Raw genomic sequence first — 20,055 nt, 5'->3', positions numbered from 1 at the left:
GAGCGGGTGTCAGAGGTTTCTCCTTGCGTTGCGCTTCTGAGCATCCCGATGTCGAGTTCAGACCACTGGCGCAACCCCCAAGGCCTTAGGGTGGATCTTTCCATTCCCTGCCTCGGAGACATCATGTCCAAGCCCATCACCGTACTGCGCGACACCCATCCCTTGCCGGTGCTGGACGCCTGCAAATGGGAAAAACTCGAAGGCGACCCGCACACCGTCAACCTCAACGCCTATACCAGCGAAGACGGCAGCAAGATCATGGGCACCTGGATCTGCACACCGGGCAAGTGGTACGTGGACTACGTGAAGTGGGAATACTGCCACTTCCAGGAAGGCTACTGCATCATCACCCCGGAAGGCCTGGAGCCGATTCACCTGCGGGCTGGGGATATCTTCGTGGTGGAACCGGGGATGAAGGGGACATGGGAAGTGGTCGAGACAGTGCGTAAGTATTTTGTGTTTGCCTGAGTCCTCATACTAGGGCGCTGATGACAGGTCAGCGCCGTATTTCCCGGCAACATACAGCCCTTTCCTACGCAAGCCCCGAAAGCCGACTGACATGATCTGCGCCTGCTTCCTTCACTGAATTGAAAGCTTGCCAGAGAACGTTCATGCCACACACCCAACAATCCACCTCTCGAAATGCAAATTACGCGGTTGCTCCAGCGCCGCGCAAACATCTTGCTAAAAGGCAGATATACCCCAACTCCTGCGGCGCAGCGGCCTTGTTGTGCGCGGCGAAAGAGCTGGGGATAAGCCAGATGCCTATGTACTCAGGGTCCATGTCGGAACAACTTGGGGTCGATACACTTGAACTGGACAATCGCTGTGAAAGTGACCTCTACAAGATCACCAGCGGTAGCACGACACACAGAAAGGGCGAAACCAATCTAAACAAAGCTGGGTACTCCATGCCCGATAACATCGTAATCGCGGGAAGGCTGCTGGGATTGACCATGAGAGTGGAAAAAGACCAACGCCTGCTTGCGAAGGCGTTGAACAGCCTCTATCCAAAAATCGAAGCCGAACTCAAGGCCATGGGCTGCCCTGTAGTACCACCACTTCACCCTCTCCGGCTGAACGAATTGAGACTTGAGGCATTAGCCGTATCCGTTATAGGAGTTCCGATAGGATTGCACTGGGTGGTCCTGCGTCCAGACGGAAGCTATATGGACCCGGGGACAGGGGCGAATTACACGGACTTTTCCGCGTTGAACAGCGGTGCCAAACAGGCCGTCAGCCGAACCGTTGGCTACTACCGGTCCGGCATTTCAATCGTTGCGACAAGGGATTGACCGACGCCCTCGAGAGGTTGTTGCGAGCATAAACGTCCGAGCCCTCAGGCATGGAGGCACTCGGATACGCCCCTACTCAGGCTTGCGATAGCTGTTGATAATCGCCGAGAAGTCCTTGCCCCCTTCCCCACGCTGACTCATCGATTGGTACAACTGTTGCGCCACGGCGCCGAGGATCACGGGTTGCTTAGCCTGGCGCGCCGCTTCAGTGGCCAGGCCCAGGTCCTTGAGCATCAGGTCGGCACCGAACCCACCGGTGTAACCGCGCGACGACGGCGCCGTTTCGATCACGCCCGGCCATGGGTTGTAGGTGTCGGAACTCCAGCAACGCCCGGTGGAGCTGTTGATAATGCCCGCCAGCACTTGGGTGTCGATGCCCAGCGCATCGCCCAGGGCCATGGCTTCGCTGACGCCGACCATGCTGATGCCCAGCAGCAGGTTGTTGCAGATCTTGGCGATTTGCCCAGTGCCCACATCGCCGCAGTGCACGATGTTGCGGCCCATCTGCGCCAGCACGGGTTGCAGGGTGGCGAACAGTTCCGGCGTGGCGCCGACCATAAAGGTCAGCGTGCCGGCCTGGGCGCCGCCCGTGCCGCCGGACACCGGCGCATCAGCGACAGTCACGCCTTGCTTGGCCGCTGCAGCCGCCACATCGCGGATGGTCTGCGGGTCGATGGTGCTGCAATCCACCGCGGGCACGCCTTTGCCGATGCCTGCCAGCACGCCGTCTTCACCCAGCCAAACACTGCGCACATGGGCCGCGGCCGGCAACATGGTGATCACCAGTTCAGCGCCGCCCGCCGCATCACGCGGTGAGTCGCTGATAGTGCCGCCCAGCTCAGCGAGTTCCTTGAGCACGGCCTGATTGAGGTCGAACAGGTTCAGCGCGTGGCCAGCCTTGATCAGGTTGCGGGCCATGGGCGCGCCCATGTTGCCCAGGCCGATAAATGCAATCTTCATGGTCGTCTCCCGGAATCAGCGCAGGTTGATGGTGGTGTTGACGCCATCATTGACCGTGTCGTCATCGAACCAGCGGCTGGTGACGGTTTTGGTCTGGGTGTAGAACTGCACCACTTGCTTGCCGTACGGGCCCAGGTCGCCGAGCTTGGAACCACGGGAACCGGTGAAGCTGAAGAAAGGGACCGGCACCGGGATCGGGATGTTGATGCCCACCTGGCCCACGTCGATTTCGCTCTGGAACTTGCGTGCCGCCGCACCGCTCTGGGTGAACAGGCCAGTGCCGTTGCCGAACGGGTTGGCATTGACCAGCGCGATGGCTTCATCGAGGGTCGCGACTTCGATCACCACCAGCACCGGGCCGAAGATTTCCTGGGTGTAGATTTGCATGTCAGTGGTCACGCCCGAGAACAGGGTTGGGCCGACAAAGTTGCCTTGCTCATAGCCCGGCACCTTGATGTCGCGGCCGTCCAGCTCCAGCTTGGCGCCTTCCTTCACGCCGCTTTCGATCAGTTGCAGGATGCGCGCCTTGGCACGCTTGGAAATCACCGGGCCGACATCCGTGCCCGCTTCGCTGCCCGCGTTGACCTTGAGCTTTTGCGCCAGCGCCTTGAGGTCTGGCAGCCATTGCTTGGAGGCGCCCACCAGCACCACCACCGAGGTGGCCATGCAACGTTGGCCCGCCGCGCCGAAACCGGCACCGACCAGGGCGTTAAGGGTGTGTTCGCGGTTGGCGTCCGGCAGCACCACGGCGTGGTTCTTGGCGCCCATCATCGACTGCACGCGTTTGCCATGTTTGCCGGCCAAGTCGTAGACGTGAGTACCGACCGCCGTCGAACCGACGAAGGACACAGCCTTGATGTCTTTGTGAGTGCACAGCGCATCCACCACGTCCTTGCCGCCATGCACCACGTTGAGCACACCCGCCGGCACACCGGCTTCCAGCGCCAGCTCTACCAGCAGCACGGTCGATAGCGGGTCTTGCTCGGACGGCTTGAGCACGAAGGTGTTGCCACAGGCGATGGCCATCGGGAACATCCACAGCGGAATCATCGCCGGGAAGTTGAACGGGGTGATGCCGGCACACACGCCGATAGGTTGGCGCAGGGTGTAGGTGTCGACGCCACCGGCGACGTTCTCGGCGAACTCGCCCATCTGCAAGGTGCCGATGGAGCAAGCGTGTTCTACCACTTCCAGGCCACGGAAAATATCGCCTTCGGCATCGGCAATGGTTTTGCCCTGCTCGTTGCTGAGGACCACGGCAATGCGCTTGGAGTGTTCGCGGATCAGGGCTTGCAGCTTGAGCATGATACGCATGCGTGCGCCGATAGGCGTGAGCTTCCAGGTCTGGAAGGCGCGATGGGCGGCGTCGATGGCGGCGTTGACTTCATCGGCAGTGGCGAACGGGACTTTGGCCAGCACTTCTTGGGTGGCGGGGTTGACGATGTCTTGCCACTCGGTGGTCTTGGACTCGACCCACTCACCGTTGATCAGCAACTTGACCTGTTGCACGGAAATATCGGCAGATGCGTTCATGTGGTCTCCAAATCTTATATTTATGCTAGAGAACCAAGGCGTTGAATCGCCTTGAAGAATGAGGCGTTCGGACAGTTTTTGGAGTATAGATGTGCAAATCTCTAATAAGAACGAACATAAAAGCCGGTCCAATATGCAAAAAAACATCACATCGCTGGGCTCCCTGAACTGGGATGACTTGAAGTTTTTCCTCGAAGTAGCCCGCACCCGCAAGGCCAGCGTCGCCGCCAAGCGTCTGGCGGTGGACTACACCACGGTGTCGCGGCGCATCAGTTCGCTGGAAGTGTCCCTCGGTACGCTGCTGTTCGAAAAATCCCGGACCAACGGCTTCGTCCTTACCCCCGAAGGCCAGCGTTTGCTGGGCTATGCCGAGTCCATCGAAAGCACTTTGCACATGGCCTGCGAGCAGGTGTCCGGCTCCGGCGTGGCGCTATCCGGCCATGTGCGCATGGGCTGCACCGAAGGTTTCGGCAGCTTCTTCGTCACCCCGCAGTTGAGCCACTTCGTCGATACCTACCCGGCGATCTCGGTGGATATCCTGCCCCTGCCCCACTTCATCAGCCTGTCCAAGCGCGAAGCCGACATTGTCATCGCCCTGGAACGTCCGGAACACGGCCCCTATGTGTGCTGCAAACTGTGCGACTACAAGCTGCAGCTGTACGCGACCCAGGAATACCTCGACCAGCACCCGCCCATCCAACGCCCGGCAGATTTGGCTGAGCATCCGTTTATCAGCTATGTGGATGACTTGGCGTTCAGCTCGGAGCTGCTTTACCTGGCGAATGTGGTACCCGGCGCCAGCGCCAGCTTGCGCAGCACCAGCGTGATTGCGCAGTACGTGGCGGCGCAGCAAGGTCGTTCGATGGCGATATTGCCGTGCTTTCTGGCGGCGCAGGATCCGCGCTTGTTGCCCGTGTTGGCGGAGGAGATAACGCTTACGCGGCAGTTTTGGATGTATTGCCGGGAGGATCTGAGGAAGTTGAAGCGGATTACGTTGTTGTGGGATTACATCCGCGAGGTAACGGAGCAGAACCAGGGGTTATTGATGGGGGAAACGCGGGAGATCAGGTTCGCGGATTAAAGGGCCATCAACGATGATTCGCTTTAATTTGCAGGACGTTTCCTAGAGAATCTCCGGCCTATTGTGCCTTAGGGTTCGAGTCATTAGCCTCCGTACTTCGCTGACATCAGCGAACGGGTTTAGCGACCCGAACCCGGACACAGCCTCCAACGGCAAGCGCTTCATGCTCGTCGTTGTCGTGTTATGGCGGCTGTGCGTGGGAGACCTTCGGGTCTGCCGGGTCCTGGGTCCGGTTCGCTAACCTGCGTACAGCTGCCACCCTTTCATGTTTAGCGACATGAGTGGGTGGCTCCCTAAACTCCCAGGTATAGATCATGACTAAAATCGTCCCCGATCCACCGCTTTCTTCCATCACCACCCTCGGCGTCGTCACCTTCGGCGACTACGGCGAAAACGAAAAACCCCTGTTCCGCGTCAACGCCGGCATGCCCATTGAGGAAGCGTTAGAGCACGCCTCCACCCTGCTTTTCTACTCCAAGAAACTCGCGATGGAAGCCGCCATGGATGTGCGCGGCGAGCAATACGCGTGGGCCGCGCATTACCTGTGTGAAATGGGCAAAGCCGTGGTCGATGACCTGACGCAAGCGATGACACCGGGCCGTTAAGCGAACACCTTTCGAATGCGGGAGGAGTCCTGCTCCTCCCCACATTTAAATGGCGGTGGTCCCGGCTATTTGCGGATACCGAGCCCGAACTTCGTGCAGGAACTCACCCGCACGGGTCTTGAGCCATCCAATCAGCCGCGCAATATCCGGCTCTGACTGCCGCCCATTTCGACAAATGATGTAGTAGGCCGCTGGGGACATCATCACGGGGCTTTTCAACGCAACCAATGCACCGTTTTCCAATTGGTCATACACCAACGCAGTCCTGCCCAGCGCAATCCCTGTGCCCTTTACCGCCAGACTGATCGCCAGGCTCGAATCCGGAAAGCGCGGCCCATGGTGATAAGGCGGCGTCGGCAGGCCCTGAAACGCAAACCAGCTTTCCCACCCCGGACACACCTGATCGTCCACCCTATGAATCAGTGGGTATTGGGCGACATCTTCCGGCGCAATATCTCCCTTCGCCCTTAGAAATTCCGGCGAGCAAACGGGGAACACCGCGTCACGCATCAGCAGTTCAACATGATGATCCGGGTAATCGCCATACCCCATCACCACCGCGACATCGTATTGACGCGCTTCCAGACTGGTGCTGTTGATGTCGGCGCTGGTCAACACCAGATCAAGGTTGAACGAAGCCTCAGTGTGAGACCCGTGCATCCTGGGGATCAGCCATGTCGAGCAGAGCGAGGACGTGCATGAGAGGTACAGCGGTCGGGATTTTGCGGGGTTGAGTGAATGCAGGACCCCATCCAGCGCCTGGAAAAATCCGTCGGTGACCGGCAACAAAGCCTGCCCTGCGGACGTCAGCTTGACGCCGCGCGAATGCCGCTCGAACAACTGCACGCCCCACCATTCCTCCAGGCCTGCAATTTGATGGCTGATGGCGCTGGCGGTGAGGTTAAGCTGCGACGCCGCACGCGCAAAGCTACCGGTTTGCGCAGCACTGACGAACGCTTGAAGCATCGGAGTGGGAGGCGGACGCTGGGCCATCAGGTGCTCACTTTGATCAAGATGATCCCGCAAACAATGACGAATGCCGACAGCATCCGTCGCCAGCCGAACCGTTCGTGAAAGAACAGCGCGGCAATAATGGCGCCGATAATAACACTGGTTTCCCGCAGCGCTGAGACCTTGGCCACCGCGTCCAGCGACAACGCAAACAACACCAATCCGTAAGACGCCAGGTAAAAAACACCGCCCAACAGGCCGACTCGCCAATGCCCACGTATCGCACGCATCAAGGCCAAACGCTCCCTGGAAAACGCCAGCACCGGGATCGGAATGCTCTGGAATACCGTCAGGTAGATGATGTATTGCAACACCGTTTCACTTGCTCTCACGCCTTTGGCGTCCACCACCGTGTAAGTCGCGATAAACGCCCCGGCACACACCGCCATCAGGATCGGCTTGAGCATCTGCGCCGTCATCCTGCGCACAAAGGTCAGGCTGATAATGCCTACACAAATCAACACCACACCCGCCAGCGCCTCGCGTGACAACTGCTCATGCAACAGAAAGTAGGAAAACAACGCGACCAGTACCGGCGGTATCCCACGCATCACCGGGTACACCTGCCCGAAATCTCCTGTTTCGTAGGCTTTGATCAGAAATAGCCGATAGACCGTATTGAGTCCCACGGAGACGAGAATGTAGCCCCACACCTCCAGGCTCGGCACGCTGACAAACGGCAACGCCAACAGGCATATCACCAGCGCGGTGCCATCCACCATGGCCAAGGTCATGAAGCGACTGCTGCCGGCGCGGACGACAGCGTTCCAAGTGGCGTGCATGAAGGCAGAGATCAAGACCAGCGTGATCGCGATATCGGAGTTGTCCATGGGGCTCGGCTTGTGACGGATAGTAGAGGATGTACGCTATGGGCATCGAGGTATCATTGTTTGCGCAACCACATCCGTAGCATGTAGCGATTTAGATCACTCAAAGACTCAGCATCATCTATCACACAACGTGGCGTATTCCTGTCAATGAAGTGCGTGCGAGTATGAAGAAACTTACTATCGGCCGAAATAAGTACCTGCCCTGGTTCCAGCAACACTCGCTGCTGAACGGATGACTGATCGAGAACAGTATCCAGAAAGTCCAGCGCTTGACATTGAGCCACCGTTAACGGCACTCCCGCCTTGATGTGCGCGGACTCAAGGTCTCAAGTTTCTCGACCTTAAAACCATCAAGAACCAAGACATGGCATTCATGGTCGATCATGGTTCGGATTCTATCTAGTTCCTTACTTAAGACGGATGATTGTAGAGAATTGATATAGGCAGTCTTGGTATCGAATCGAGCCCCCTGACTTTCAGATTCTAGCAACTCTCTTGCGCTCAAAAGTTCATCGAAGGCAAATTTTGAAAGTCTAACGTGGGACACTGCTTGCCGGAAATCACTGACATTTATGTTCATCGCAATCCTTTACGGTGGTTAGTTGAAGCGTTCATTTAACTAAGCCCACCATTTGCGAAAAAGCGAAACCTCGTCAGCCTAGCCATCAACATTCGTCATGGCAGAGCTTTCCTACGGAGAAATTACTTAGCAAACGCTGTTTCATGCACACCGCAAAACCAACTGTGGGAGCTGGCTTGCCGGCGATGGCTGTGTATCAGCCAGTACATCCGGTACTGAGACACCGCTATCGCCGGCAAGCCAGCTCCCACAGTTGATTGGGTTTCACATTGAGATTGGCGGGACGGGTTCAGTCCGCAATCACCACAATCGACACCCGCCGATTCTCCGTGCGCCCCGCCACCGTGGTGTTCGGTGCCACCGGCTCGCTGCTGCCCAGGCCGCGCAGTTGGATGTTTTCTTCCTTCATGCCCACACCAGTCAACACCGCCGCCACGCTTTTCGCGCGGCGCAAGGACAGTTGCTGGTTGTAGGTTTCCTTGCCCGACGCATCGGTGTGGCCGTCGACGCGCACGCGTTCGATGCCGACGCCCAGCAGGGCTTTGCCGATGCGTTCGACGATGTCGGTGCTGGGTTTGTTGAGCGCCTCGACATCGCTGCCGAACAGCACTTTGCCGGACAGGCCGAACGCCCAGCCCTCGTCGGTGAGTTCAAAGCCCTGCTGCTTCAACACGGCGATCTGCGCCGGGGTCAGGCCTTTGGGTGGCGCCGTTTGGCAGCCGCCGAGGGCGAGCAGCGCCACTAGCAGGGAGATAAACATAAAACGTGCGGTCGAGAACAAGGGATCAACTCCTGTGTTGAACGTTGACGACGGAGTTCTCCGACTCCGCCGTTTGCTGGCCGCCCGAAGACAAACGTTTGGCCTGGTACATCGCCGCGTCGGCGGCATTCAGCAAAGTGCCAGGCGTGGCGCCATGATCGGGGTAGATGGCGATGCCGATACTGAGGGAGGTCAACACCTGGGTGTTGCCCGGCACGGCTATCGGCACATCCATGCTGGCGATGATTTTGTCGGCGATGCGCTGGGCGTCTTCGACCTTGTGCAACGGTGCCAGCAGGATGGCGAATTCGTCACCGCCCAGGCGGGCCACCAGGTCATCTTCACGCAGTTGTGCACGTACGCGCTCGGCGACGGCCACCAACACGGCATCACCGGCGGCGTGGCCAAAGCTGTCATTGATCTCTTTGAAACGATCGCTGTCGAGGTACAGCACCGCGACCCGCTCATTGGCCTTGGCCGCACTGCGCAGGGCACGAATCAAACGGCCCTCGAAGAACGCACGGTTGGGCAAACCGGTGAGGCTGTCGTGATTGGCTTGGTGGGCGAGGGTTTCGTTTTCGCTTTGCAGGTGGTTTTGCCAGGCTTCCATTTCGCCGAGCAAGGCGTTGAAGTCGCTGCCCAAACTGTCCAGTTCGGCGATTTGCGCAGGCGGCACGCGACGGTCGAAATCGCGCTCGCTGCGAGCGGCGTGGGCGACGCTGGCCAAGCTCTGCAACGGGCCGGTAATGCCACGCAACAAGCGTCGCGCCAGAATCAGCGCAACCCAGGCACTGAGGGCGGTGCAGATCAGGATCCCGGCCAGGCCACTGATCAGGAAGCGCAGCAGGCTGCCGCCATGGCCAGTCAGGTGGATGCTGCCGATGACTCGCCCTTGATGCAGGATGGGTTGGCTGATGGGCTGTTCGAGCAACGTGTGCGCTATTTCCAGTTCAACCCGCGAGAGCATCCCGGTTTCCGGGCGTACCCACTGCGCCAGCAACTTGCCGTTGACATCGAAGACTTCGGCCTGGGCCACCTCTTCCGTGGAGGCAATCAGGCTGAGGGCCTCTGTGGCCGCTGCGCTGTCGTCGAACACCACCGCCGCTTCCACGGTGTAGTTGATGGAGCGAGCGATCAAATGCAGATTGTGTTCGGCATAGACCCGCAACGCCAATACACCGAGCAGGGTCAGGGAGATGCTGGCCAGGCTCACCGCCACCAAAGCCAGGATCAGGTGCCCCCGGCCGATGACCGAGCGCAGGGTCGGTCGTGCTTTCACGACACTCATGACGCAGGCACTCGGCGACGGGACAATTGCAGCACGCTGGGGTGAATGCGCACGCCACTGCGCGCCACTGAGTCGAGATTGACTTCAAACGACACCTGCTCATCGCCCACCCGCAGGCAGAACAGGCTACCTACCGTGCACTGGTCGCCGCCTTCACTGATGCTGAGCACCGGGTGGCCGATCAACGAAGCAAACAGCTGGCTGCGCTCATTGGCGCTGAGTTTGCCGATGTACACCGCGTCGCAGGCGCTGACGATATCCGAGTGGTCGGCTAGCAGGCGTTGCACGACTACCGGGCGGCCGGTGGCCTGGGTGGTGCCTTTGATCAGATCGTCGGTGTATTGCGTGGGCCCGATGATGCACAAGCGCAATTGCGCAGGCTCCACCGGCCAACGGGCGTAGCTGAGGATGCCGAGTACCACTTGAGTCACCGCTTGGGCGCGGTGATCGGCAGGGCTAGGTGCTTGGGCAAATGCACGCGGCGCGAGCAGGCACAGAACCGCCACCAGTAACATGCGTCTCCAGCTCAAACTGCGCTCTGTGGGCGAGACAGCCACGTTCATGCAGCGATTCTCTCAGGTGTTTTTTGGATGATGCCGCAACGATAGCACAGCGGCGGAAAACCCCGCGAAGAGTAGGTCTTCGCGAGGGCCGCTATTTTTTCAGAAAATTCAGACGGCTGAATCAGAAATATTGCATGACCTATCAGTCAGTTTTTCCCGGTTCATGCCCCAGCTCCAGCATCAACCCACTCAAGCGCTTGACCTTGCGTCGCACCGCCTCCTCAAACACGCCGCCACGGGGTTCGATCAGGCTGAACCAACGCTTGGCCCGGGTGATGCCGGTGTAGATCAACTCTTTGGTGAGTACCGGGTTCAATGCATCCGGCAGGATCAGCGCGGTGTGGGTGAATTCGGAGCCCTGGGATTTGTGCACGGTCATGGCGTACACGGTTTCCACATCGTTGAGCCGGCTGGGCAACACGAAACGCACACCGCCCTGACCATCGTTACGCGGGAAGGCCACACGCAACACCTGGGGGCCACCGTCGCTTTCCGGCAGCTTGAGGGCGATGCCGATATCACCGTTCATCAAGCCCAGGCCGTAATCGTTGCGTGTCATCAGCACCGGGCGGCCTTCGTACCATTGCTCATCGCCTTCGATCAACCGCACTTTGCGCAAGGCGTCGGTGATGCGCAGGTTCAGCCCTTCCACACCCCAAGGGCCTTTGCGTACGGCGCAAAGCAGTTGGAACGCGTCGAAGGCTTGCAACAGTTGTTGCGCCCAGTGGGTCCAAGCGTGATCCTCGCGCGGCGTGTCGAGGCCTGGCCGCGCGCTTTGCAACAGGTTGAGGTAGTAGCGATAGCCCTGGGCACCGTCGCCCTGGCCGTCCAGTACCAGGCGCTCCAATGCGGGGTCGTGCTCACCTTTGAGGCTGATGCAGAACAGGTCTTTATAGGTACGCGCGGCCAATAATTTACGGGCCTCTTCAGCGTTCTGCTGGTTGACCCAGCGCGCCAGCTGGCCAATGCCGCTGCCTTCGCCGAAACGCCGCGAGTAACGCAACATCACCACTTGTTGGGCCAGGGGATGAGTGCCGTCGAGGTCTTCCTGCAGCCCGCTTGCACTAAGGTCTTCACCGCTGACGGCTTGCAGCCATTGGCGAGTCTCGGGGCTGTACCAGCCAGCCTCGGCGTCGCGACACAAGTCACCGAGCACGGCGCCTGCCTCTACCGAGGCGAGCTGATCCTTGTCCCCCAGCAGCACCAGGCGTGCATGGGGCGGCAAAGCGTCCAGCAGGTTGGCCATCATTTCCAGGTCGATCATCGAGGCTTCGTCCACCACCAGCACATCCAGCGGCAACGGGTTACCGATGTGATGACGGAAGTGACGCGTGCCCGGTCGGCTACCTAACAGACGGTGAACGGTGGTGACTTGCGTCGGAATTTTTTCCCGCACATTGTCCGGCACCGTCAGCGATTGCACTTGCTGGCTGATGGACTCGGTAAGGCGTGCAGCGGCTTTACCGGTTGGCGCGGCCAGGCGAATGCGCAGCGGGCTACCGGCTTCCACGGCGGGTGCTTGCAGCAAGGCAAGCAGGCGCACCACGGTAGTGGTCTTGCCAGTACCGGGGCCACCGGTGACGATGCTGAATGCACCGCGAGTGGCCAGGGCGCAGGCGAGCTTTTGCCAGTCGATCACACCATCGGGCGGCGGTTGGTTGAACAGGCTATTGAGGCGCTGAGGCAGGTCGGCGGCGACGCTTTCCTGGGTGGCAAGGCGCAAGCGCAAGGCTGTATCGATGCGCCGCTCGTAGGTCCAATAACGGCGCAGGTACAGGCGCGTGCCGGACAGCACCAACGGACGACTCTGAGCGGACTCACTGCCATCGCCCGCCAGCGCAACCAGGTGACTGGACGCCAAGGCCTGGCACCAGTGGGTGCCGTCGAGGCCGTCGAGCAGTTGCGAGGGCAGCAGCATGGCGCCGGTTTGCAGGTCGCCTTCGGGCGGCAATGACAGCGCAAAGTCCGGTGCCTTTAGGGTTTCGAACAGGTCGAGGCACACGTGGCCGTGGCCCAATTGGTGGCTGGTCAGCGCCGCCGCCAGCAGCACCAACGGATCGGCCTGTGGATCGAGTTCGTGCAGGAAGCCGACGAAGGCTTTGTCCAAGGCGCGTAACCAGCCACGGTCAACCCAGCGTTCCAGCAGTTGCACCAGGTCGGCGGCGCGGCTGAGGGGCATCAACGCCTCAAGCGGTAGCGGCGACAGGCTCATAGCAGGACTCCTTGTTCCCAGGCGGGTTCGGCCTTGGGCGGGATGGGTTTGCCTTGGAACATCAGGTCCAGGCTCTCGATCAGTTCCCGTGGTGGACGGGTGAAATACGCGCCATGGCTGGCGGACTGAGTACCGCGAAGGAACAGGTACAGCGCCCCGCCGATGTGGCGGTCATAGTCGTAGTCCGGCAGCCGCGCCTTAAGCTGGCGGTGCAGGGCCAGTAGGTAAAGGACGTATTGCAGGTCGTACCGATGATCAAGGATCGACTGTTCCATGGCGTCCTGGGTGTAGGCTGAATCGTCAGGACCAAGCCAGTTGGATTTGTAATCCGCCACGTAGTAACGGCCGTCGTGCTCGAAAGTCAGGTCGATGAAACCCTTGAACATGCCGTTGAGCAGTACGGGTTCAGCGGCGACACGGGACACGCCATTGTGGGTGTGCTGACACACCCGTTTGTCGAGGGCGAGTACGTCGACTTTGTGGCTGGCGAACCAGAACTCCATCTCGATCTGGTACTGCTGCAGACTGCTGAGGGTGACGCGGTCGTTATCCACCGTCAGCGGCGTTTGCAGCAAGTGGCCCAGCCAGCCGCTGAGGGTGGGGATCCAGCCTTCCCAGTTACGTCGGTTGCAACGGGCGCCTACGGCGTTTTCGATGTCTTGCGGGGTGACGTTGAAGCCCTCTCCACCGGCCCATTCCAGCAGGCCATGAAGGAACGTCCCCGGGTTCGGACCGCGTGGGAAACGGTGAATATCGCCGCCGGACGCAGCCACTTCGCGAGGCGCGTCCGGGTCAAGACGCTCGTCATCGAACAGCTTCTGGGCCTGTGGGCTTTCCGGTGCCTCAAGCGTGGCGGCGCTCATGCTGTCGCCAATGCGCAGGGCGCTGTAGGACGCGATCCACCAGTTTTCAGCGGCCTTGCGTGTGGGTAGCAAGGGCGCGAGCAAGGTGGCTTCGTTACGGGGCGGATGGAACTGGATGTCCTGGGCGTCAGGCACCTGCGCGTAATGGATCGCCGGGCAGCCTTCCTGCAGATCCAGCAGCCAACGCGTCAAGCCAGTGGACTCGCCCAGTGATGCGCCGGCGCCGAGCAGGTAGCCCACGGCAGACAGATGCAATACCGAGCTGTTGCTGTTGCCACGCTTGAGGTCGGCGATGCCCAGCCAACAGGCGTGCTTGGCGCGAGTCAGCGCCACATAGAACAAACGCAGGTCTTCGGCGAGACGTTCATCGTCAGCCTGGGCGATCAACTCGGCAGTCGGGCGCAGGCTGACTTGGGAGCGGCCATTTTCATCGTGGTAGTGAAGGGGCAACCGGCTGCCATCCACCGGTTTGGCCGAGCAGATGAAGGGCAGGAAAACCAGGTCGTACTCCAAGCCCTTGGACTTGTGAATGGTGACGACCTTGACCAGTTGCTCATCGCTTTCCAGGCGCAGGATCTGCTCCTCACCGGCCTGCCCCGACAGCGCCAGGTGTTCGGCCAGGTGACGGATCAGCGCCTGTTCGCCGTCGAGTTCCGAAGCGGCCTGTTGCAGCAGTTCGCTGAGGTGCAACAGGTTGGTCAGCACGCGCTCGCCGTCGCTGCGGGCGATCAGGGTTTGCGGCAGTTTGAAGTCGTGAAGCAAGCGCCGCAGCATCGGCAGCACACCTTGGGTACGCCAGATCGCGCGGTAGCCACGGAACTGCATCACGCGGGTTTCCCACGCGAGCTCGTCCTGATTCAGACGCTCAAGCTCGGGCAGTGACAGGTTCAGCGTGACGCAAGCGAGCGCGGCGCGCAGGGGGCGCTCGACGTCAGGCTCGGCACAGGCTTTGAGCCATGCCAATAGGTCGTGGGCCTCTTGGGCGGCGAAGACCGAGTCCTTGTCGGACAGGTACACGCTGCGCACGCCACGCGCGGCCAGTTCGGCGCGCACGGCCTGAGCTTCCTTCCCGTCGCGTACGAGGATGGCGATGTCTGACGGCAGTACGCCGTTGAAGCTACCGTCGGGCTGTAGGAAACCAGCGCTCCCCTGCTGCCCACCGTTGAGCAGGCCAACAATTTGTGTGGCACAGGCCGCAGCCAGTTGTTGGCGATACACCACGTTGGAAATCGGCTGATCAGTGGGCAAGTGCCAAAGGTTCATTGCGGGCAGCGTTTGGCCATCGACTTGCAACTGCTCCTTGCGGCCTTGGGAGAGCACCGACTGGAACGGTACCGGGTTGGTGCCATCCGACTCGCGGAACAGGAATGCACCACGGCCGGTTTCCGCGCGCTGGAACACATGGTTCACCGCAGCGACCATCGCGTGGCTGGAGCGAAAGTTGGTGCCCAGGGTGTGGTGGCGACCCGTGGTGGACTGGCGTGCGCGCAAGTAGGTGTAGATGTCGGCGCCACGGAAGGCGTAGATCGCCTGCTTGGGGTCACCGATCAGGAACAGGCCACTGTCGAGGTGGTTTTCTTCGATGCGATAGATGCTGTCGAAGATGCTGTATTGCACCGGGTCGGTGTCCTGGAATTCATCGATCAGGGCCACCGGGAACTGCTCGCGGATCACACTGGCCAGTCGTTCACCACCTTCGGCCCGCAAGGCGGCATTGAGGCGGATCAGCATGTCGTCGAAGCCCATTTCTGCACGACGGCGCTTTTCCTCTTCGAAGCGTTTGCCGACCCAACCGGCGGCGTGTTGCAACACGGCGGCGTCGGGGGTTGGCAATGCGTCGAGGGCAGCCTTGAGGCCGGCCATCGCCTCGATGCCAGGGTGGTGCGGCGGCTCGCCCTTCCAGGCTTCGGCCATGCCGTCGGGCGTCAAGCGGGTGAAGCCGGTGCCGATATCCAGTTCTTCCAGGGATTCATCAGCGGCCCAGGCGCTGATCTTTTCAAACCAGGGTTCAAAGTAGCGGGCTTGCATCTTGCGCCCGTCCACCGCTTTGGCGGCCACGGCTTGCAGGCAAATGTCGCGCAACTCGATGGCCCACTGTTGCCAGGGCGCCTTGAGTGCTTTTAGCGCTTCACGGCGTTCTTGCAGGCAGGCGTTGATCAGTTCGGCAGGGTCGCGGGCTTCATCGGTGGGCCGATCACTGCCGAACAGTGCACGCACACGCGGCATCAACGCAGCAGGGCCGCCCCAGTTGTTGCGTACCCAGTTGAGCGCATCGTCGTGCATCGGGTAGCAGAACAACCGCCAGTAGTCGCGCAGCACTTCGCCGAGCAGGTCGCTGTGGTCGGTTTCCAGGGTTTGGGTGAACAAGCTCCCACTGTCGAATGCATGTTCGCGCAGCATGCGCTGGCACCAACTGTGGATGGTCGAGACGGCGGCCTCGTCCATCCATTGCGCGGCGATGTCCAGGTGGTTGGCACAGGCGGGCCATTGCTCCGGGAGGTATTGGTCGCGCAGGTCGCTGATGAGCGGGTCGAGCTTTTCGATTTCACCACGGAAGAACCGTGCAGCTTCTGCCAAGCGGATCCGAATGCGCTCACGCAGCTCCTTGGTGGCGGCGTCGGTGAAGGTCACTACGAGGATTTGCGGCGGTAGCAATTCGCGGCCGAAACCTGACTCGTCACCACCGTTACCGAGTACCAAGCGCAAGTAGAGCGCCGAAATGGTGAAGGTTTTACCGGTGCCGGCGCTGGCTTCAATCAGCTGGCTGCCTTTTAGCGGGAAGGCCAGGGCCAAGGGTTTGCTGCTCATGCGCCGGCCTCCTGGCTGGTGAGTGATCGCCATGGAGCGTTGATCAGGGGGCGGTACAGGGTTTCGCACCAGCCTTCGAACTCTTCGCTTTCAATAAGTGCGGCGTAGTCGGGAAATTGCCGGGTGAGCGCTGGGGTTTCACGGCGTTCGCCATCGGTGTTCACACCGTCGCCTTCGTAGGCTTTATGAGCGGCGGCTTCGGCCTTGGCGGGGTCGGTTTGACCGAGCCACGCAAACGCGGTTTTAACCGCGACAGGGAGCGGTTTTTTCATCCCGGCGTGCCAGGCCAGCAGCAGGTTGCCGAGGATGTCCTGGGCGATGGCTTTTTCCAGGGGTGGCAGTAGCAAGGTGTCATCGCTGGCTACCAAACCCGTGCTCAGCGGCAGGCCGCAGGCGCAGGCGACCACGTGATTGACCCAAGGACGAATCAGGCGATGCCACTTTCGGCTCTTGATCGAGCCGATACTGTTGGGGATGGTGGTGACACTTAGCAAGCCGCCATCACTGCGTCGGTGCAGGCCGCTGACCCACCCCTCTAACTGGATGCCTTGATGCTCGAAACTGATCGGCTCTGCGCCGGTGTGCGGCGTCGGCCAAAGGGCTAGCAGTTGTTGGTAACGCTGCAACAGATCGGGCAAGGGCTCGATCAGCTCGTTGCGCAAGCATTCGCCAAAACCAACCATCGGCAACAAGCCGCTGCCTTGCAGACGCCGAGCCTGGGCGTCGAGGGCTTGGTCGAGTCGGTCGGGCTGGCTCAATGCGGCGTTCAGCAGGCTGTCGCTCAGGCTGTAGCGTTGCAGTGCGTCGAGGACGAAGGGCTCTTCATCAGCCAACGGCACTTCGGCGGCTTCGAAGAACACTTTCAGACGTTGGCTGAAGAAATGTTTGACCGGGCTGCGCAGGAAGTCCTGCAGTTGGCCAAGGGTCAAGGGTTCTTCCTGATGGTGCTGTGGCAGCTCGTCTTCTTGTGGGCTGGCCTCTTGCGCTTCGTGGAGCAACTGCCATTCGCGGGCGTAGCTGAAGAGTGGGTCGCCTGCGTGGAAATAGCGGGCACTGAAAGGTTGCAGCGGATGCTCCTGGGTCATGGCATCGACCAGCGATTCGTCGCTGGTCGCAAGGTGCCAGCCACTGGCTAAGTGATCGCGCAGTTGGCCGATCAGGACCGAGGCCGGACGGTCACTGTTGTCGCGAATGCTACGGCCAACCCAACTGATGTAGAGCTGGTCGCGGGCGGAAAGCAGCGCTTCCAGCAGCAAGTAGCGGTCGTCTTCGCGGCGTGAGCGGTCGCCGGGGCGGTAGTCGCTGCCCATCAAGTCGAAGTCCAGGGGCGGTTGTGCACGCGGGTAATCACCGTCATTCATGCCTAGTAGGCAAACGAGCTTGAACGGGATCGCACGCATGGGCATCAAAGTGCAAAAATTGACAGCACCGGCGAGGAAGCGCTGAGACAAACGCCCCTGATCCAGGCCGGCCAACCACGCCTCACGGACTACGGTGAGCGGTAACTCATCCTGCAGTCCAACGGATTCGCAGGTTTCCAGCCATGTTTCCCTGAGCTGCTCAAGCTGGTCCAGCAGGTAGTCGTCATGTTCGCTGCTGGGCAGGAAGAACAACTGCATGAGGCGCTGTAGACGTTCGCCCCATTCGGGGGGCGACGCTGGCTGGGACAACGCTTGGTGTGCGTCATTGAGGGCGTCGAGTAAAGCTACCAATGGCCCGATCAGCGCGGCGTCGAGGCCACCGATTTCATCGTAGGGTTCTATGCCTTCGCAGGCTGCACCCGTGCCGACGGCGTAACCTAACAACATCCGGCGCAGGCCAAATCGCCAGCTGTTCTGCTCCAGTTCATTGGGTAGGCCAAGACCCGCGCGTTGCTCGGCGTTGAGACCCCAACGAATGCCAGCGCCTTCGATCCAGCGGTGCAGCGTGGGCAGGTCGCGCTCCTTGATGGCGAAGCGTTCACGCAAGGCCGGGACGTCGAGCAGGTCGAGAATTTCACTGACGGGGAAGCGACTGTCCGGGAGTTTGAGCAAATGCTCAACGGCAATTAGCAAAGGATCGCGGCCCCGCTGGCCTTGGTCTGTCAACGTGAAGGGGATGAAGCGGGGATCACTTCTTTCCAGTTGGCCGAATACAGCACGAATGTGCGGGGCATAACTGTCGACGTCGGGAACCATGACGATGATGTCCCGAGGGCGCAGTGCGGGGTTCGCGCTGAAGCGTTGGAGCAGTTGATCGTGGAGGATTTCCACCTCGCGCTGGGCGCTGTGGGCGATATGGAACCGGATGGAGGTGTCCTGCTCCAAATCGACGGCGGGCCATAGATCGCGGGTTTCATTAAGGGGACGCAGTTCGAGGATATCGTCCTGGAGCTGGTTTAGCAGCGTGGTGGGGACACTGTCACTGAACAGGTCGATGCGGCCATCACGGAATGCGGCGCGGTAGCTGCTGGGATCGTCGTAGCTGTCCAACAGGCTGATGTAGTCGCGACCTTGTTTGCCCCAGGCCGCCAGAAGTGGATGAGCGTGCTGGTGCAGGATTTGCGGGTCGATGGTGACCGGCATGCCGGCTTTGCGCGCTTGGCGTTTGTATTCATTACGCAGTAGGTCTTTGTCGGCGACGATGTCGGACCAGTGGTGGCGGCAAGGGTTGTGTACACACAGCAGCACTTGGCTGAATCTCGCTAGGCCGGCAAGGGCCTCCAACGCTTGCGCTGGCAACGAGGAAATACCAAAGACGATGACCCGGGAAGGCAGGCCTGGAGGGGCTTTCTCTAAGGTATTGATGCGTTCGATAAAACGCTGATGCACGCCCGCACGGCTTTCAGCCATGCCTTCTTCGCCCACATCCAGCAGCAGCGCGCGCCATAGTTCAGCTTGCCAGCAGTTGGCCGGATTGAGTGGTTTGGATTCACCGCGACCATTGCGCAGCTGGTGACGGCCCGCGGCCCAATCTTCCAACCAATCGGCGCGATAGACCTGGTATTGGTCGAAGAGGTCCGCCAGGCGCTCGGCGAGTTGGTAGCGTTTGCGCAGATCGGTGTCGTGCGTGAGGAAGCGCTGCAGCGGCTCGAAATGCGGCTGATCGATAAGCTCCGGTAGCAGTCGCATCAGGCGCCAGGTCAGTGGGGCCTTATCGAGCAGGGACTTGGGTGGAATTTCGTCACGTCCCAAGACCATACGATAAAGCTGCCACATAAAGCTGCCTGGAAGCTGCACGTCGATCGCAGCGGCAATGCCGCAGCCGCCCATGTCATCGTCTTCGGGATCTTCGGCCAGAGCGAGCTTGAGCCACTGGGCGATACCGTTGCTTTGCACCAAGGCGATTTCGTTTTCCAGCGGGGCCAAGGGATAGCGGCGCATCCAACTGACCACCAGGCTGCGCAGTTCGTCTAGGCGGTTGCCATGAACCACCATGAATCCAGCGCTTAGGGACGTTGCATCCGGCATAACGGCTTCCTTGGGAAAAGCAAAATCGAGGCGTGGACTTTAACATTTAAGGCCCACGTGATGAGCCTGTTCGCACTTTCCGATCGCCCAAAACAAAACCCCTGACTGCGTTAGCAATCAGGGGTTCTGGAATTTAATCTTGACGATGACCTACTCTCACATGGGGAAACCCCACACTACCATCGGCGATGCATCGTTTCACTGCTGAGTTCGGGAT

Annotated in this window: 14 protein-coding genes and 1 rRNA gene; 4 read left to right on the top strand and 11 right to left on the bottom strand. The window is 60.2% G+C overall.

Annotated elements, in window-relative coordinates:
- The first annotated feature begins 123 nt into the window (after nt 1-123).
- Both HF257_RS31110 and HF257_RS31105 read left to right on the top strand, forming a co-directional pair.
- Nucleotides 124-468, top strand: a complete 345-nt coding sequence (locus HF257_RS31110) for a cupin domain-containing protein (protein WP_010206533.1) — start codon at nt 124-126, stop codon at nt 466-468.
- Nucleotides 469-611: 143 nt separating this feature from the next.
- Complete coding sequence (locus HF257_RS31105) at nt 612-1,295, top strand: hypothetical protein (RefSeq protein WP_185710396.1); 684 nt, start codon at nt 612-614, stop codon at nt 1,293-1,295.
- Nucleotides 1,296-1,367: 72 nt separating this feature from the next.
- Here HF257_RS31105 and mmsB read toward each other — a convergent pair whose 3' ends face one another.
- Both mmsB and HF257_RS31095 read right to left on the bottom strand, forming a co-directional pair.
- Nucleotides 1,368-2,255 carry a 3-hydroxyisobutyrate dehydrogenase gene (gene mmsB / locus HF257_RS31100; RefSeq protein WP_185710397.1) on the bottom strand — a complete coding sequence of 296 codons (888 nt, stop codon included), beginning with the start codon at nt 2,253-2,255 and terminating at the stop codon, nt 1,368-1,370.
- Nucleotides 2,256-2,270: 15 nt separating this feature from the next.
- The gene (locus tag HF257_RS31095; protein ID WP_185710398.1) at nt 2,271-3,788 is read right to left on the bottom strand and encodes a CoA-acylating methylmalonate-semialdehyde dehydrogenase; all 1,518 of its coding nucleotides are present in this window, start codon (nt 3,786-3,788) and stop codon (nt 2,271-2,273) included.
- A 133-nt stretch (nt 3,789-3,921) separates the two neighbouring features.
- Between HF257_RS31095 and HF257_RS31090 the strand changes: the two genes are divergently transcribed.
- Both HF257_RS31090 and HF257_RS31085 read left to right on the top strand, forming a co-directional pair.
- Nucleotides 3,922-4,869: a LysR family transcriptional regulator gene (locus HF257_RS31090; RefSeq protein WP_185710399.1), complete on the top strand. Its 948-nt coding sequence runs from the start codon at nt 3,922-3,924 to the stop codon at nt 4,867-4,869.
- Nucleotides 4,870-5,183: 314 nt separating this feature from the next.
- Complete coding sequence (locus HF257_RS31085; RefSeq protein WP_025859400.1) at nt 5,184-5,474, top strand: DUF3077 domain-containing protein; 291 nt, start codon at nt 5,184-5,186, stop codon at nt 5,472-5,474.
- Between the two features lie 45 nt (nt 5,475-5,519).
- Here the strand turns inward: HF257_RS31085 and HF257_RS31080 are convergent, their stop codons facing one another.
- The 9 genes from HF257_RS31080 to rrf form a co-directional block, all read right to left on the bottom strand.
- Entirely contained in the window at nt 5,520-6,467 is a 948-nt protein-coding gene (locus HF257_RS31080; protein WP_185710400.1) for a LysR substrate-binding domain-containing protein, read from the bottom strand.
- On the bottom strand, nt 6,467-7,315 hold the full coding sequence (locus HF257_RS31075; protein ID WP_185710401.1) for an EamA family transporter: 849 nt from the start codon (nt 7,313-7,315) through the stop codon (nt 6,467-6,469). Before HF257_RS31075 ends, HF257_RS31080 begins: the two co-directional genes overlap by 1 nt.
- Nucleotides 7,316-8,184: 869 nt before the next feature.
- Nucleotides 8,185-8,676: an OmpA family protein gene (locus HF257_RS31070; RefSeq protein WP_185710402.1), complete on the bottom strand. Its 492-nt coding sequence runs from the start codon at nt 8,674-8,676 to the stop codon at nt 8,185-8,187.
- Between the two features lie 4 nt (nt 8,677-8,680).
- Nucleotides 8,681-9,943, bottom strand: coding sequence for a diguanylate cyclase domain-containing protein (locus tag HF257_RS31065; RefSeq protein WP_185710403.1), 1,263 nt, complete (start codon nt 9,941-9,943; stop codon nt 8,681-8,683).
- Nucleotides 9,940-10,506, bottom strand: coding sequence for a YfiR family protein (locus tag HF257_RS31060; protein ID WP_185710404.1), 567 nt, complete (start codon nt 10,504-10,506; stop codon nt 9,940-9,942). Before HF257_RS31060 ends, HF257_RS31065 begins: the two co-directional genes overlap by 4 nt.
- Before the next feature lie 142 nt (nt 10,507-10,648).
- Complete coding sequence (recD, locus tag HF257_RS31055; RefSeq protein ID WP_185710405.1) at nt 10,649-12,718, bottom strand: exodeoxyribonuclease V subunit alpha; 2,070 nt, start codon at nt 12,716-12,718, stop codon at nt 10,649-10,651.
- Nucleotides 12,715-16,389, bottom strand: a complete 3,675-nt coding sequence (gene recB / locus HF257_RS31050; RefSeq protein ID WP_185710406.1) for an exodeoxyribonuclease V subunit beta — start codon at nt 16,387-16,389, stop codon at nt 12,715-12,717. The genes recD and recB overlap by 4 nt, the downstream gene beginning before the upstream one ends.
- Nucleotides 16,386-19,838, bottom strand: a complete 3,453-nt coding sequence (gene recC / locus HF257_RS31045) for an exodeoxyribonuclease V subunit gamma (protein ID WP_185712147.1) — start codon at nt 19,836-19,838, stop codon at nt 16,386-16,388. The genes recB and recC overlap by 4 nt, the downstream gene beginning before the upstream one ends.
- Nucleotides 19,839-19,975: 137 nt before the next feature.
- Nucleotides 19,976-20,055 (bottom strand): 5S ribosomal RNA (rrf, locus tag HF257_RS33815); the annotation flags it as partial.

Source organism: Pseudomonas cremoris (genome assembly GCF_014230465.1).
The sequence above is the reverse complement of the archived record's forward strand: the minus strand, read 5'-3'. Positions and strand labels throughout refer to the sequence as shown.

What these genes read in the sequence shown, in the direction of transcription:
- HF257_RS31085 (WP_025859400.1), top strand. Translation starts at nt 5,184, where the DNA reads ATGACTAAAATCGTCCCCGATCCACCGCTTTCTTCCATCACCACCCTC.
- HF257_RS31095 (WP_185710398.1), bottom strand. Translation starts at nt 3,788, where the DNA reads ATGAACGCATCTGCCGATATTTCCGTGCAACAGGTCAAGTTGCTGATC.
- recD (WP_185710405.1), bottom strand. Translation starts at nt 12,718, where the DNA reads ATGAGCCTGTCGCCGCTACCGCTTGAGGCGTTGATGCCCCTCAGCCGC.
- HF257_RS31060 (WP_185710404.1), bottom strand. Translation starts at nt 10,506, where the DNA reads ATGAACGTGGCTGTCTCGCCCACAGAGCGCAGTTTGAGCTGGAGACGC.
- mmsB (WP_185710397.1), bottom strand. Translation starts at nt 2,255, where the DNA reads ATGAAGATTGCATTTATCGGCCTGGGCAACATGGGCGCGCCCATGGCC.
- HF257_RS31110 (WP_010206533.1), top strand. Translation starts at nt 124, where the DNA reads ATGTCCAAGCCCATCACCGTACTGCGCGACACCCATCCCTTGCCGGTG.
- HF257_RS31075 (WP_185710401.1), bottom strand. Translation starts at nt 7,315, where the DNA reads ATGGACAACTCCGATATCGCGATCACGCTGGTCTTGATCTCTGCCTTC.
- HF257_RS31105 (WP_185710396.1), top strand. Translation starts at nt 612, where the DNA reads ATGCCACACACCCAACAATCCACCTCTCGAAATGCAAATTACGCGGTT.
- recB (WP_185710406.1), bottom strand. Translation starts at nt 16,389, where the DNA reads ATGAGCAGCAAACCCTTGGCCCTGGCCTTCCCGCTAAAAGGCAGCCAG.
- HF257_RS31090 (WP_185710399.1), top strand. Translation starts at nt 3,922, where the DNA reads ATGCAAAAAAACATCACATCGCTGGGCTCCCTGAACTGGGATGACTTG.
- recC (WP_185712147.1), bottom strand. Translation starts at nt 19,838, where the DNA reads ATGCCGGATGCAACGTCCCTAAGCGCTGGATTCATGGTGGTTCATGGC.
- HF257_RS31080 (WP_185710400.1), bottom strand. Translation starts at nt 6,467, where the DNA reads ATGGCCCAGCGTCCGCCTCCCACTCCGATGCTTCAAGCGTTCGTCAGT.
- HF257_RS31065 (WP_185710403.1), bottom strand. Translation starts at nt 9,943, where the DNA reads ATGAGTGTCGTGAAAGCACGACCGACCCTGCGCTCGGTCATCGGCCGG.